Source organism: Burkholderia mayonis (assembly GCF_001523745.2).
Classification (GTDB): domain Bacteria; phylum Pseudomonadota; class Gammaproteobacteria; order Burkholderiales; family Burkholderiaceae; genus Burkholderia; species Burkholderia mayonis.
The window spans coordinates 995,564-1,009,142 of record NZ_CP013386.1 but is presented as its reverse complement, the minus strand read 5'-3'; the positions used below and the strand labels follow the sequence as shown (position 1 = coordinate 1,009,142).

Below are 13,579 nucleotides of genomic sequence, written 5' to 3'. Positions count from 1 at the left end.
CCGACATGAGCAACAAAAAAGCCGATTCGAAACCGCAGGCCAAGTATCCGGTCAACCTGCTCGACACGCCGTTCCCGATGCGTGGCGACCTCCCGAAGCGCGAGCCGCAATGGGTGAAGGACTGGGAGGCCCGCGGCGTCTACGACAAGATCCGCGCGGCGAGCCAGGACCGCCCGAAGTTCATCCTGCATGACGGCCCGCCGTACGCGAACGGCGACATCCACCTGGGCCACGCGGTCAACAAGATCCTGAAGGACATGGTCGTGAAGTCGCGCAACATGGCGGGCTTCGACGCGCCGTACGTGCCCGGCTGGGACTGCCACGGGATGCCGATCGAGATCCAGATCGAGAAGCAGTTCGGCAAGTCGCTGCCCGCCGCCGAGGTGATGGAGAAAGCGCGCGCATACGCGACCGAGCAGATCGAGAAGCAGAAGGCGGGCTTCAAGCGCCTGGGCGTGCTGGGCGACTGGGGCAATCCGTACAAGACGATGAACTTCCAGAACGAGGCGGAAGAAATCCGCGCGCTCGGCAAGATCATCGAGAAGGGCTACGTGTACCGCGGTCTGAAGCCCGTGAACTGGTGCTTCGATTGCGGCTCGGCGCTCGCCGAAGCGGAAGTCGAATACAAGGACCGCACCGATCCGACGATCGACGTGCTGTTCGCGTTCGCGGAGCCGGAGAAGACCGCGCAGGCGTTCGGCCTGCCCGCACTGCCGCGCGCCGAAGGCGGGATCGTGATCTGGACCACGACGCCCTGGACCATTCCGGCGAACCAGGCGCTCAACCTCCATCCGGAAATCGTCTACGCGCTCGTCGACACGCAGCGCGGCCTCCTCATCATCGCGGAGGAACGCGTCGAAGCGTGCATGAAGGACTTCGACCTGACGGGCAACGTGATCGCGACGACGCGCGGCGACAAGCTCGCGAACCTGCGCTTCCATCACCCGCTCGCCGCCGCGCATCCGGGCTACAAGCGCACTGCGCCCGTCTATCTCGGCGACTACGTGACGACCGACACCGGCACGGGCGTCGTCCACTCGTCGCCCGCTTACGGCGTCGAGGATTTCGTCTCCTGCAAGTCGCACGGCATGACCGATTCGGACATCATCAACCCGGTGATGGGCGACGGCCGCTACATCGAATCGCTGCCGCTCTTCGGCGGCCTCACGATCTGGGACGCGAATCCAAAGATCGTCGACGCGCTGAAGGCGGCGGGCTCGCTGCTGCGCAACGAGCATTACTCGCACAGCTACATGCACTGCTGGCGCCACAAGACGCCGATCATCTATCGCGCGACGTCGCAATGGTTTGCCGGCATGGACACGCAGCCGAAGAACGGCGGCCGCACGCTGCGCGAGACCGCGCTCGACGCGGTCGACGCGACCGCGTTCTATCCGTCGTGGGGCAAGCAGCGGCTGCACAGCATGATCGCGAACCGTCCGGACTGGACGCTGTCGCGCCAGCGCCAATGGGGCGTGCCGATGGCGTTCTTCGTCCACAAGGAAACGGGCGAGCTGCATCCTCGCACGCTCGCGCTGCTCGAAGCAGTCGCGAAGCGCGTCGAGCAGGCGGGCATCGAGGCGTGGCAAACGCTCGATCCGCGCGAGCTGATCGGCGACGACGCGAACCTCTATGAAAAGAACCGCGACACGCTCGACGTGTGGTTCGACTCGGGCACGACGCACTGGCACGTGCTGCGCGGCTCGCACAAGGATCAACTGCAGTTCCCGGCCGACCTGTACCTCGAAGGCTCGGACCAGCACCGCGGCTGGTTCCACTCGTCGCTCCTGACCGCGTCGATGCTCGACGGCCGCGCGCCGTACAAGGGCCTCCTCACGCACGGCTTCACGGTCGACGGCGAAGGCCGCAAGATGAGCAAGTCGCTCGGCAACGGGATCGATCCGCACGAAGTCGCGAACCGCCTCGGCGCGGAGATCATCCGCCTGTGGATCGCATCGACCGATTATTCGGGCGAGCTCGCGATCTCCGAGGAGATTCTCAAGCGCGTAACGGAAGGCTATCGCCGGATTCGCAACACGCTGCGCTTCCTGCTCGCGAACCTGTCGGATTTCGATTACGCGAAGGACGCGTTGCCCGCGAGCGAATGGCTCGAGATCGATCGCTATGCGGTCGCCTTCGCCGCTCAGTTGCAGACCGAGCTGCTCGCGCACTACGAGAAGTACGAGTTCCACCCCGTCGTCGCGAAGCTGCAGACATTCTGCTCGGAAGACTTGGGCGGCTTCTATCTCGACGTCCTGAAGGATCGTCTGTACACGAGCGCGCCGGCGTCGAACGCGCGCCGTTCCGCGCAGACGGCGCTCTACCACGTGACGCAGGGCCTCCTGCGCGTGCTCGCGCCGTTCCTGTCGTTCACGGCCGAGGAAGCGTGGCGCGTGTTCCGGCCGCAAAGCGACACGATCTTCACCGAAACCTATTACGCGTATCCGGAAGTCGCCGGCGCCGACGCGCTCGTCGCGAAATGGTCGCTGCTGCGCGACGTGCGCGGCAGCGTGACGAAGGCGCTCGAGGAAGCCCGCACCGAGAACCGCATCGGCTCGTCGCTGCAGGCGGAAGTCGAAGTGCGCGCGTCGGGCGCGCGCTACGACGCGCTCGCGAGCCTCGGCGACGATCTGAAGTTCGTGCTGATCACGTCGGCGGCTAAGGTCGCGAAGGTCGATGCGGAAGCGGACGAAGGCGTCGACGTCGCGACGTCGAAGCACCAAAAGTGCGAGCGCTGCTGGCACTACCGCGACGATGTCGGCGCGCACGCCGATCATCCGACGCTCTGCGGCCGCTGCTTCTCCAACCTGTTCGAAAACGGCGAAACCCGGAGCGCTGCATAAATGGCGAAGAGCACCCTGTCGAAATCCTCGGGCGGCGCGCTCGCGCCGTGGCTCGGCATCTCGCTGATCGTGATCCTGTTCGATCAACTGACGAAGATCGCCGTGCTGAAGACATTCGTGTACGGCGTAATGCATCAGTTGACGCCGTTCTTCAACCTGACGCTGATCTACAACCGCGGCGCGGCGTTCGGCTTCCTCGCGACCGCGGGCGGCTGGCAGCGCTGGGCGTTCACGGCGCTCGGCGTCGGCGCGACGCTCGTGATCTGCTACCTGCTAAAGCGCCATGGCCATCAGCGCCTCTTCAGCCTGTCGCTCGCGCTGATCCTCGGCGGCGCGCTCGGCAACGTGATCGACCGCCTGCTGTACGGTCACGTGATCGACTTCCTCGATTTCCACGTCGGCGCGTGGCACTGGCCCGCGTTCAACCTCGCCGACTCCGCGATCACGGTAGGCGCGGTGCTCCTCATCTACGACGAGCTGCGCCGCGTGCGCGGCGCACGCTGAGCGCATACACTTCGCGCAGGGGCCGGCGCGCGCCGGCTCCACGTGCTTTCGGAGACATCAGTTGGCACACGCAGAACTCGCAGGAAAACACCTCGTCCTCGGCCTCACGGGCGGCATCGCCTGCTACAAGATCGCCGAGCTCACGCGTCTTCTGACGAAGGCGGGCGCGACCGTGCAGGTCGTGATGACCGACGCCGCGACGCAATTCATCACCCCCGTCACGATGCAGGCGCTGTCGGGCCGCCCCGTCTACACGAGCCAGTGGGATGCGCGGATGCCGAACAACATGGCGCACATCGATCTATCGCGCGAAGCCGGCGCGATCGTGATCGCGCCGGCATCGACCGATTTCCTCGCGAAGCTCGCGCACGGTTTCGCCGACGATCTGCTGTCGACGCTGTGCATCGCGCGCGACTGCCCGCTTCTCGTCGTGCCCGCGATGAACCGCCAGATGTGGCAGAACCCGGCGACGCAGCGCAACGTCGCGCAATTGCGCCACGACGGCGTCGCGGTGCTCGGGCCCGATTCGGGCGCGCAGGCGTGCGGCGAAGTCGGCGACGGCCGGATGCTCGAGCCGGAGGCGATCTACGAAGCAACCGTGTCGCACTTCCAGCCGAAGGTGTTCGCACACCGCCGCGTGCTGATCACCGCGGGTCCGACGTTCGAGCCGCTCGATCCGGTCCGCGGGCTCACGAACCGCTCGAGCGGCAAGATGGGCTTCGCGATCGCGCGCGCCGCGCAGCAGGCGGGCGCCGACGTGCATCTCGTCGCGGGCCCCGTCCATCTGCCGACGCCGTGGGGCGTGTACCGCGAAGACGTGCAGACCGCGCAGCAGATGTACGACGCGGTGCTGAACGCGGTGCCGGACGCCGACGTATTCATCGCGGTCGCCGCGGTCGCCGACTGGCGCGCCGCGCAGCCCGCCGAGCACAAGATCAAGAAGACCGCCGACCACAAGATGCCGGCGCTCACGTTTGTCGAAAATCCTGACATCCTCGCGACCGTCGCGGCGCGGCCCGATGCGCCCTATTGCGTCGGCTTCGCGGCGGAGAGCGGCGATCTCGACGTGCACGGCGAGGAAAAGCGCGTGCGCAAGAACGTGCCCCTTCTGATCGGCAATCTCGGCCCGCTGACGTTCGGCCTCGACGACAACGAAGTCGTGCTGTTCGAAGCGAGCGGCACGACGCGCCTGCCGCGCGCCGACAAGATGACGCTCGCGCACGCGCTCGTCGCCGAAATCGCGAAGCGGCTGCCCGACACGAGCCTCATCTGACGCACCGCCGCAGCCGCCTCGCGCGTCCGCGCCTCTCAACCACCGTCACCGATTTTCGCCGCATGAAACTCGATCTCAAGATTCTCGACGCGCGTGTGCGCGACTACCTGCCCAAATACGCGACGACCGGCAGCGCGGGCCTCGATCTGCGCGCGTGCCTCGACGCGCCCGTCACGCTGAAGCCGGGCGACACGACGCTCGTGCCGACCGGCCTCGCGATCCATCTCGCCGATTCCGGCTACGCGGCGCTGATCCTGCCGCGCTCGGGCCTCGGCCACAAGCATGGGATCGTGCTCGGCAACCTGGTCGGCCTCATCGATTCGGACTACCAGGGCGAGCTGATGATCTCGACGTGGAATCGCGGCCAGACCGAATTCGTGCTGAATCCGTTCGAGCGCCTCGCGCAGCTCGTGATCGTGCCGGTCGTGCAGGCGACGTTCAATCTCGTCGATGATTTCGCGCAAAGCGAGCGCGGCGCGGGCGGCTTCGGCAGCACCGGGCGCGGCTGAGTCCAAGCGACAAAATACGTGCGGTGCCCAACCGACCCCGCACGCGCTTCCGTTCCCGCCTCTTGCCCTTCCCGCCTCTTGCCGTTACGCCGGCGCTCACTCCTCGAGCGCTGGCTGCTTCCAGCCGAGCTGCGGCTGCTCTCCTTCTTGCTTCGCCTGTTTCGCTTCGGCGAACATCGCAGAGATCACGAGCGCGATCAGCACGCCCGCGAGAATTGCCGACGAACCGACGGTGCCGAACCCAAGGCCGCCCTTTGCGACGGGCTTCGTCAGCAGATCGCCGACTGTCGCGCCGAACGGCCGCGTCAGCACGAACGCCGCCCAGAACAGAAACACCTTCGACACATTCGTCAGGTACGCGGCGAGCACGATCACCGCGAGCAAGCCGCCGATCAGGAACGCCCCGCCCGCGAAGCCGAGGCCCGAGCTGTCGGCGAGGAAGTCGCCGAGCGCGGTGCCGAGCGTGTTCGAGAACAGAATCGCGATCCAGTAGAGGAGCTCGACCTTGCGCGTGCGTATCTCGGTGACTGCGAGCGATTCGCCCTGCAGCCGCCACACGGCGAAGATCGTCAGCAGGATCGCGACGAGAATGCCGGAGCCGGCCGCATAGCCGAGACCGAGCGTGCGGTCCATGAAGTCGGACATCGTCGTGCCGGCGGTGCTCGTCGCGACGATCACCGCCCAGTAGATCGCCGGGCGGTAGCGCGTCGCCGCGAGCTGTGCGGCGAGCGTAACGATGAAAAACGAGAACAGGATCAGCGAGCTGTACGCATAGCCGACATTGAGCGTCATCGACAGCAGATCGCCGCCCGTTTCGCCGAGCGTCGTCGCGCAGATCTTCATCACCCAGAACGCGAGCGTAATCGCAGGGAGCTTGTTCATGCGAGCCTCTCGAAGGAATTCGGAATAGACCAATCGCCGCAGCGCGGCACGAGACTCGAATGCTAGAAAATGGTGGCTTAAGAACGCGTTAACCCGCATGCGCGGCTTGCGGACATCGGCCGATTCGTGGGGTGACGCACACCGGCCGTTCACGTTATCGCTGTCTGCGCAGGATTCCCTCCGGATTCACGCCATGGATGAAACAATCCCGCGCGGTCACGACAAGATAGTCGTCGAGGCGCCGCACGTCGAGATCGCATACGCCGTCCGACGCTTGCGCGCGCGACAGCGTCGCTTCAGCGTCCGACACGGGCCGCATCCGCAACAGCATCTCGACACGCGACTGCGCGCCGCCCCCCATGAACGAATAGCTGACGCGATCGCCGCGCACGATCAGCCTGCGTGCGCCCTCGCTGCTGCGCCAGCGGCCGTCCCAGCCGGGCGCGCGCGTGGGCGTGCGGACCGGCTGCAAGTGCGAGCGCACGAGCCATCCGGACGTCGCGGCGCCCGCGCGGTCGATGTACGTCGCGTGCACCATGCCGCCCAGCCACATGTCGCCGTCCGCCGACTCGCTGACGACCACCTCGCCGCCCTTCGCGACGTAGCGGCCGCTGTTCTTGAAGTGGAACGACACGCCTTCTGCGTCCGATTCGCGCGTGAAGAACGGGGACTTCGGCGCTTGCACGCTCGCGAGCCACGGCGTCGTGTCGAGGAGCGGCACGGCCCTGCTGCTCGAAGACGCGCGCAAGGTCGACCCGAACGCGGCCGCGAACGGACAAGCGAACGCGACGCCGACGAGCGCGCCCAACACGACGCGCCTCACCGCACGCACGAACGCTCCCGCGCCCGCGCGTCCGCCGATGCACGCTCGGCATCGACCGCTTCGCCGGTCTTCTTCGTCGTCGTCATTCTGTCTCTCGTCAGAAGTGCCGCCCCGAATTCGGCGCCGTTACGACGACGCCGCGCCCCGGCTTCGCGCTCGTCGCGCTGCAGCTAGCCGGCGTGCCGCGCGCGGTAATGCAGCCGATACGCGAGCGTCAGCAGCACGATGAACGCAATGCCGATCATCATCGTCATTCTGAACTCGCGCGTAAACGCCGTCGTCACGAGCACCGCGCCGACGAGCGCCGCGCCGAGCAGACTGCCCACCGGATGCAGCCACATCCTGAACGCGGGCGTCGGACCGCGATAGCGCGCGCGAAAGAAGAGATGCGTGACGAAAATCATCAGCCACGTGAACAGCGCGCCGAACATCGCGATCGCCATCAGCAGCGTGAACGCGGTTTCCGGATACAGCGCAACCAGCACGGCCGCGACCGCGACGCCGCTCGTCGACACGACGAGCGCCGCGAGCGGCACGCCGTTCGCGGCGATGCGCCCGAAAAGCGCGGGCGCGAGCCGCGCGCGCGACAGGCTGAACATCATCCGCGTCGTCACGTAGAGCTGGCTGTTCATCGCGGAGAGCGCCGCGATGAGCACGACGAAGTTGATGACGCCCGCCGCGTACGGCACGTGCGTCGCGGCCATCACCTTGACGAACGGGCTTTCGTCGGTGCCGGCCTGCGTCCACGGCACGATCGCGAGCATCAGCGACAGCGTGAGCAGATAGAACAGCACGAGGCGGAGCACGGTCGACCGAAACGCTTGCGACACCGCGCGCTGCGGATCGCGTGCTTCGCCCGCCGCGATCGCGACGGTTTCGATGCTCATGTAGCTGAAGATCGCGACGATCACCGCGACCCACGCGCCCGAGAAACCCTTCGGAAAGAAGCCGCCGTGCGCCGCGTAGTTCGCGAAACTGATGCCGGACGAAGCAGGCGCAGTCGAGACAAAGTACGCGCCGAGCCCGATGAACGCGACGATCGCGGTGATCTTCAGCAGCGAGAACACGTATTCGACGACGCCGTAGAGCGTGACGCTCGCCATGTTCACCGCGATCAGCACGGCGGAAAACCCGATGACCCAGTACCAGCCGGGCACGGCCGGATACCAGTACTTCATGAAGACGGCGATCGCGCTCACTTCGGTGCCGACCGCGAACACGACCGCCGACCAGTACGCATAGCGGACGAGAAACCCGGCGAGCGGACTGACGTAATGCTCGGCGTACGCGCCGAACGAACCCGACGTCGGATGCGCGACCGTCATTTCCGCCAGCGCGCCCATCAGCAGCAGCGCGATCAGCGCGCCGATCGCGTAGGACACCAGCACGCCCGGCCCCGCGAGCCCGATCGCGAAGCCACTGCCCAGAAAGAGCCCCGTCCCGATCGCGCCCCCGATCGCGATCATCGCCATCTGCCCCGACGAGAGCCCGCGCCGCAGGCCCTTCTCGCGTTCGACGATCGAGTCGAACGTTTGTTGTTGTTGCGTCAAACCAAACTCCTGCTTTTGTACTTTTTATCGGCTGCAAACAAAACGAAACGGCGCGGGAGACTTCCCGCGCCGTTCGTTCGAAGCGTTCGACCAGCGGTTATTCGACTTCCACCGTCTCTTCGTTGGGCTTGCTGGGCGGCGTCGCCGCCTTGTCGAACGACAGTTGCACCTTGTCGTTCTCGTCGACGTCGACCGTCACGTGACCGCCGTTGACGAGCTTGCCGAACAGCAGTTCGTCGGCGAGCGCGCGCCGGATCGTGTCCTGGATCAGCCGCTGCATCGGCCGCGCGCCCATCAGCGGGTCGAAGCCGTGCTTCGCGAGATGCTTGCGCAACGTATCGGTGAAGAGGGCGTCGACCTTCTTCTCGTGCAGTTGCTCCTCGAGCTGGATCAGGAACTTGTCGACCACCCGCATGATGATTTCCTCATCGAGCGAACGGAAGCTGATCGTCGCATCGAGCCGGTTGCGGAACTCGGGCGTGAAGAGGCGCTTGATGTCCGCCATCTCGTCGCCGACTTCGCGACGCGTCGTGAAGCCGATCGTCGCCTTCTGCATCGACTCCGCGCCCGCGTTCGTCGTCATGATGATGATGACGTTGCGGAAGTCCGCCTTGCGGCCGTTGTTGTCGGTCAGCGTGCCGTGATCCATCACCTGCAGCAGCACGTTGAAGATGTCCGGATGCGCCTTCTCGATTTCGTCGAGCAGCAACACGCAATGCGGCTTCTTCGTGACGGCCTCGGTAAGGAGCCCGCCCTGGTCGAATCCGACGTAGCCCGGCGGCGCGCCGATCAGGCGGCTCACCGCGTGACGCTCCATGTACTCCGACATGTCGAAGCGAATCAGCTCGATGCCGAGCGTGAACGCGAGCTGCCGCGCCACTTCGGTCTTGCCGACGCCAGTCGGGCCGGAGAACAGGAACGCACCGATCGGCTTGTCGAGTTTGCCGAGGCCCGCGCGCGCCATCTTGATCGCGGCCGCGAGCGCGTCGATCGCCGGATCCTGGCCGAACACGACGCTCTTCAGATCGCGGTCGAGCGTCTGCAGCTTGCTGCGGTCGTCCTGCGACACGCTCTGCGGCGGGACGCGCGCGATCTTCGAGATGATTTCCTCGATCTCGCTCTTGCCGATCGTCTTCTTCTGCTTCGACTTCGGCAGCACGCGCTGCGCGGCGCCTGCTTCGTCGATCACGTCGATCGCCTTGTCGGGCAGATGACGGTCGGTGATGAAGCGCGCCGACAGCTCGGCGGCCGCCGACAGCGCGCCCGACGAATACTTGACGCCGTGATGCTCCTCGAAGCGCGACTTCAGGCCGCGCAGGATCGCAACCGTCTGCTCGACGGTCGGCTCCGTCACGTCGATCTTCTGGAAGCGCCGCGACAACGCCGCATCCTTTTCGAAGATCCCACGATACTCGGTGAACGTCGTCGCGCCGATGCACTTGAGCGTGCCCGACGACAGCGCCGGCTTCAGCAGGTTCGACGCGTCGAGCGTGCCGCCCGATGCGGCGCCCGCGCCGATCAGCGTATGGATCTCGTCGATGAAGAGGATCGCGTGCGGACGCTCCTTCAGCTCTTTGAGCACCGTCTTCAGACGCTGCTCGAAATCGCCGCGATACTTCGTGCCGGCGAGGAGCGCGCCCATGTCGAGCGAATACACCTGCGCGTTCGCGAGAATGTCCGGCACCTCGCCGCGCGTGATGCGATACGCAAGGCCCTCGGCGATCGCCGTCTTGCCGACGCCCGCCTCGCCGACGAGGAGCGGATTGTTCTTGCGGCGGCGGCAGAGCACCTGCACGACGCGCTCGACCTCGGACTCGCGTCCGATGAGCGGATCGATGCGGCCGTCCTTCGCCATCTGGTTCAGATTTTGCGTGAACTGCGCGAGCGGCGTTTCCTTCTGCGTGTTCGCGTCGTCGGCTTCCGCGCTCGCGTCGGCCGGCTTCGCGGACTCGCTGCTACTCGTCTTCGCGATGCCGTGCGAGATGAAGTTGACGACGTCGAGGCGCGTCACGCCCTGCTGCTGCAGATAGTAGACCGCATGCGAATCCTTCTCGCCGAAGATCGCGACGAGCACGTTCGCGCCCGTGACTTCCTTCTTGCCGTTCGACGTCGATTGCACGTGCATGATCGCGCGCTGGATCACGCGCTGAAAGCCGAGCGTCGGCTGCGTGTCGACGTCGTCGGTGCCGGGTACGGTCGGCGTGTTGTCGTGGATGAAATTGCGCAGGTTCTGGCGCAGATCCTCGATGTTTGCAGCGCACGCGCGCAACACTTCGGCTGCCGTCGGATTATCCAGCAGTGCCAACAAGAGATGCTCGACCGTAATGAACTCATGCCGCGCCTGGCGCGCTTCCATGAACGCCATGTGCAGGCTGACTTCCAATTCCTGGGCAATCATGCTTCCTCCATCACGCACTGCAGCGGATGCCCGGCCTGCCGCGCATGGGTAACGACTTGCTCGACTTTGGTCGACGCGATGTCTCGCGTATAGACCCCACAAACCCCCCGCCCTTCGCGATGCACCTTCAACATAATCTGTGTGGCCGTTTCGCGATCTTTCTTGAAATACTCCTGCACGATCATCACGACGAATTCCATTGGCGTGAAGTCGTCGTTCAGGAGCACCACCTTGAACATCGAAGGTGGCTTGAGCTTCTGCTCCTTGCGTTCCAGGACGGTGCTGTCCTGCTTGTCCGGGATAATCGCCATACACTCATTCTAAACAACTCGGACAGGCCCGCAATCCTGTCATTAACCGACTGACCAGCCGGCGCCCTCCCCGGCTCCCCACGTGCGGCAGCATCCCTCTCACGTCGAACGGGAGCCGGCTGCGGGGCCGGCTCCCGTTCGACGTGCAAGCATGCGGCGTGCCGCCCGCGCACTGTGCATGGATCGAGTATCCCACAACGCGAACAACCTCGAACGCGTGTCACTCGAGCCTGGTATATGCGACGATTATGCGACTTTTCAAGCCGCCTGGCTCGCTCCGATGCTGCGAAGCAAAGCGGGATAAACCCTGAAAATGGGTTCTTTACAACGTCCCCGTATACGTCTAAAAATTTTCTTGACACTCCATTAAAGAGCGCCAACAATCAAGCTGGCACTTTTTTCAATTTGTCTTTGACAATCGAAAGAGGCCGAGGTGAGCTTGTGAGGGGGGAACGGCTGCGTATGCCGGTCGTTTAGCTTTTCGAGCGTGCTCGTTGTAAGTAGCGACTGTGTGACAGGGGAAGTAGGTATGGCAACTGGTATTGTCAAATGGTTCAATGACGCGAAGGGCTTCGGCTTCATCACGCCCGACGAAGGCGGCGAAGATCTGTTTGCGCATTTCTCGGCGATCAACATGCAGGGCTTCAAGACCCTGAAGGAAGGCCAAAAGGTCAGCTTCGAGGTTGTGCAGGGCCCGAAGGGTAAGCAGGCGTCGAACATCCAAGCTGCTTGAGGGCCGTCTGGATCAGGAATAGAAAACCCGGCTTCCAGCCGGGTTTTTTTCGCCCGCGAGCCGCGGCAAGCCGAGCATGCGCTCGGTCGCCGAACTCGACCGCAAGGCATTTCAAACGACTTTCAGCGTTCCCATCATCCCGAGATCCTCGTGCTCAAGGATGTGGCAATGGAACATCCGCTCGCCGCGCTCCGTCTGCGTCGTGAGAATCCGCACGCGCTCGCCCTTCGGAACGTTCACCGTGTCGCGCCATGCTCGATAGGGCTCCGGCGTCTTCTTCCCCGCCGTCTCGCGCTCGATCACCTGGAACTGCGTGCCGTGTAAATGAAATGGATGATCCATGTCGGTTTCATTACGAATCGTCCATGACTCGACATCGCCGCGCCGGCTTGTCAACGTCGCACGATGCGGCTCGAACGTCGCGCCGTTCACCATGAAGCGCATGCCGGCCGGTCGGCCGTGCGCGCCCGCGCGCATCATCGCGTCCATGTCCATCTGCTCGCCGAACACGACTTCCTTGCGCGCGACGGGCTCGCCGAGCGCGGGCACCGCACGCAGCCGCTCGGGCAGCGCGCGCGCCGCGGCGGGCGCGAACGCGACGTCAGCAAGCGGCTGCGAGGGATCGGGCGGCAGGCCGCCATGCTCGGCATCCGACATCGACATCTTGCCGCGATCGTACTCGAGCGCAGTCAGCACCGCATGAGACGCCTTATCGCCCGCGCGCACGACGAGTTCAGCGCGCTCGCCCGGCGCGAGCAGCAGCGACGTCATGTCGCGCGGCGCATCGAACAGGCCGCCGTCGGTGCCGACGTGCGCGAACGATCGCCCATCATCGAACGCGACGTGCAGATAACGCGCGCTGCACGCATTCCACACGCGCCAGCGCTCGTCGCCGGTGAGTGAAATGCGCGGCCGGCGCGCACCGTTGACGAGCACGAACTGACCTTGGCGGCCGTTCATCCAGTCCATCATGTCGTTCGGTGCAATCGTGCCGTCGCGTGCAAGCTTGAGATCGGAGACGAACAGATGCCGCTCGGGCCAGCCGGCGAGCGGATCGTCGGCCGCTCGCACGACGAACGGCCCCGCGAGCCCGCGAAACACCTGCTCGGCCGTCATCATGTGCGGATGCGGGTGATACCAGTACGTGCCCGCGCTCCCCTTCGGCAGCGTGAAGCGATAGACGTGCGTCGCGCCTGGCGCGACGAGTTCGGACGGATTGCCGTCCTGGTCGGGCGGCACGGGCAGCCCGTGCCAGTGGATCGTCGACGGCTGCGACAGGCGATTCACGAAGCGGATCTCGACCGTGTCGCCTTCGCGCACGTCGATGAGCGGACCGACAGACGGCCCCTGCACGCCCGCGCCGAATTGCCAGAACGTCGTCGGCGCGGCGCCCGGCAGCAGCGCACGCGCGACGGGCTGCGCGGTGAGCGTCGCACGGAATACACCCGGCTCGCGGCTCTCGTTCGCGAGCACGCGCAGCGCGGAAAGCGGCGCGCCCGCGGGCAGCGCGTCGGCGGCCGCGAGCGCGGGCGGCGCAAGCTTGCCGTGCCGCGCGCGGGCGGGCGCGGGCCTCATGTCCGGCATGTCGTCCATCCCTTCCATGCCGTCCATCGCGCGGCCCGCGGCGAACGCGCCACGCGCGAAGAGCGACGCGGCGGCTGCCGCCAGCGCGCTCGAAAGAAAATGTCTGCGCAACATCGATCGATTCCTGTATCGCTGAAACGGAGGTTCCGACGATACACCAGTCCGGATG

At 65.4% G+C, this 13,579-nt stretch carries 10 protein-coding genes and 1 pseudogene; 5 read left to right on the top strand and 6 right to left on the bottom strand.

The annotated features are described in order from the left end of the window. Nucleotides 1-5: 5 nt before the first annotated feature. The 4 genes from ileS (at nucleotide 6) to dut (ending at nucleotide 5,129) form a co-directional block, all read left to right on the top strand. A complete protein-coding gene (ileS, locus tag WS70_RS05030) occupies nucleotides 6-2,843 on the top strand; it encodes an isoleucine--tRNA ligase (RefSeq protein WP_059596448.1) in 2,838 nt (945 codons plus the stop codon). Next, the gene (lspA, locus tag WS70_RS05025; RefSeq protein ID WP_059469254.1) at nucleotides 2,844-3,347 is read left to right on the top strand and encodes a signal peptidase II; all 504 of its coding nucleotides are present in this window, start codon (nucleotides 2,844-2,846) and stop codon (nucleotides 3,345-3,347) included. It begins immediately after the preceding gene. Nucleotides 3,348-3,408: 61 nt separating this feature from the next. Beyond that, on the top strand, nucleotides 3,409-4,620 hold the full coding sequence (coaBC, locus tag WS70_RS05020) for a bifunctional phosphopantothenoylcysteine decarboxylase/phosphopantothenate--cysteine ligase CoaBC (RefSeq protein ID WP_059469255.1): 1,212 nt from the start codon (nucleotides 3,409-3,411) through the stop codon (nucleotides 4,618-4,620). 62 nt (nucleotides 4,621-4,682) lie between these two features. After that, a complete protein-coding gene (gene dut / locus WS70_RS05015) occupies nucleotides 4,683-5,129 on the top strand; it encodes a dUTP diphosphatase (RefSeq protein ID WP_059469256.1) in 447 nt (148 codons plus the stop codon). Between the two features lie 96 nt (nucleotides 5,130-5,225). On the opposite strand, the gene WS70_RS05010 is transcribed toward dut, so the two are convergent. The 5 genes and pseudogenes from WS70_RS05010 to clpS all read right to left on the bottom strand — a co-directional run bounded on the left by WS70_RS05010 (nucleotide 5,226) and on the right by clpS (nucleotide 11,093). After that, nucleotides 5,226-6,011 carry a COG4705 family protein gene (locus WS70_RS05010; protein ID WP_059469257.1) on the bottom strand — a complete coding sequence of 262 codons (786 nt, stop codon included), beginning with the start codon at nucleotides 6,009-6,011 and terminating at the stop codon, nucleotides 5,226-5,228. A 154-nt stretch (nucleotides 6,012-6,165) separates the two neighbouring features. Further along, nucleotides 6,166-6,920 (bottom strand): annotated as a pseudogene (locus tag WS70_RS05005) (hypothetical protein). An 84-nt stretch (nucleotides 6,921-7,004) separates the two neighbouring features. Further along, a complete protein-coding gene (locus WS70_RS05000; RefSeq protein ID WP_059596450.1) occupies nucleotides 7,005-8,384 on the bottom strand; it encodes an amino acid permease in 1,380 nt (459 codons plus the stop codon). Nucleotides 8,385-8,481: 97 nt separating this feature from the next. Beyond that, nucleotides 8,482-10,782 (bottom strand): ATP-dependent Clp protease ATP-binding subunit ClpA, encoded by a 2,301-nt coding sequence (gene clpA / locus WS70_RS04995; protein ID WP_059596451.1) that lies wholly within the window; start codon nucleotides 10,780-10,782, stop codon nucleotides 8,482-8,484. Next, the gene (gene clpS / locus WS70_RS04990) at nucleotides 10,779-11,093 is read right to left on the bottom strand and encodes an ATP-dependent Clp protease adapter ClpS (protein WP_059469261.1); all 315 of its coding nucleotides are present in this window, start codon (nucleotides 11,091-11,093) and stop codon (nucleotides 10,779-10,781) included. The genes clpA and clpS overlap by 4 nt, the downstream gene beginning before the upstream one ends. A gap of 529 nt (nucleotides 11,094-11,622) precedes the next feature. On the opposite strand from clpS, the gene WS70_RS04985 reads away from it, so the two are divergent. Next, a complete protein-coding gene (locus WS70_RS04985; protein ID WP_004196460.1) occupies nucleotides 11,623-11,826 on the top strand; it encodes a cold-shock protein in 204 nt (67 codons plus the stop codon). Nucleotides 11,827-11,937: 111 nt separating this feature from the next. Here the strand turns inward: WS70_RS04985 and WS70_RS04980 are convergent, their stop codons facing one another. Further along, on the bottom strand, nucleotides 11,938-13,524 hold the full coding sequence (locus WS70_RS04980; protein WP_059469262.1) for a multicopper oxidase family protein: 1,587 nt from the start codon (nucleotides 13,522-13,524) through the stop codon (nucleotides 11,938-11,940). Between the last annotated feature and the right edge of the window lie 55 nt (nucleotides 13,525-13,579).

What these genes read in the sequence shown, in the direction of transcription:
- ileS (WP_059596448.1), top strand. Translation starts at nt 6, where the DNA reads ATGAGCAACAAAAAAGCCGATTCGAAACCGCAGGCCAAGTATCCGGTC.
- lspA (WP_059469254.1), top strand. Translation starts at nt 2,844, where the DNA reads ATGGCGAAGAGCACCCTGTCGAAATCCTCGGGCGGCGCGCTCGCGCCG.
- dut (WP_059469256.1), top strand. Translation starts at nt 4,683, where the DNA reads ATGAAACTCGATCTCAAGATTCTCGACGCGCGTGTGCGCGACTACCTG.
- WS70_RS05010 (WP_059469257.1), bottom strand. Translation starts at nt 6,011, where the DNA reads ATGAACAAGCTCCCTGCGATTACGCTCGCGTTCTGGGTGATGAAGATC.
- clpA (WP_059596451.1), bottom strand. Translation starts at nt 10,782, where the DNA reads ATGATTGCCCAGGAATTGGAAGTCAGCCTGCACATGGCGTTCATGGAA.
- clpS (WP_059469261.1), bottom strand. Translation starts at nt 11,093, where the DNA reads ATGGCGATTATCCCGGACAAGCAGGACAGCACCGTCCTGGAACGCAAG.
- WS70_RS04985 (WP_004196460.1), top strand. Translation starts at nt 11,623, where the DNA reads ATGGCAACTGGTATTGTCAAATGGTTCAATGACGCGAAGGGCTTCGGC.
- WS70_RS04980 (WP_059469262.1), bottom strand. Translation starts at nt 13,524, where the DNA reads ATGTTGCGCAGACATTTTCTTTCGAGCGCGCTGGCGGCAGCCGCCGCG.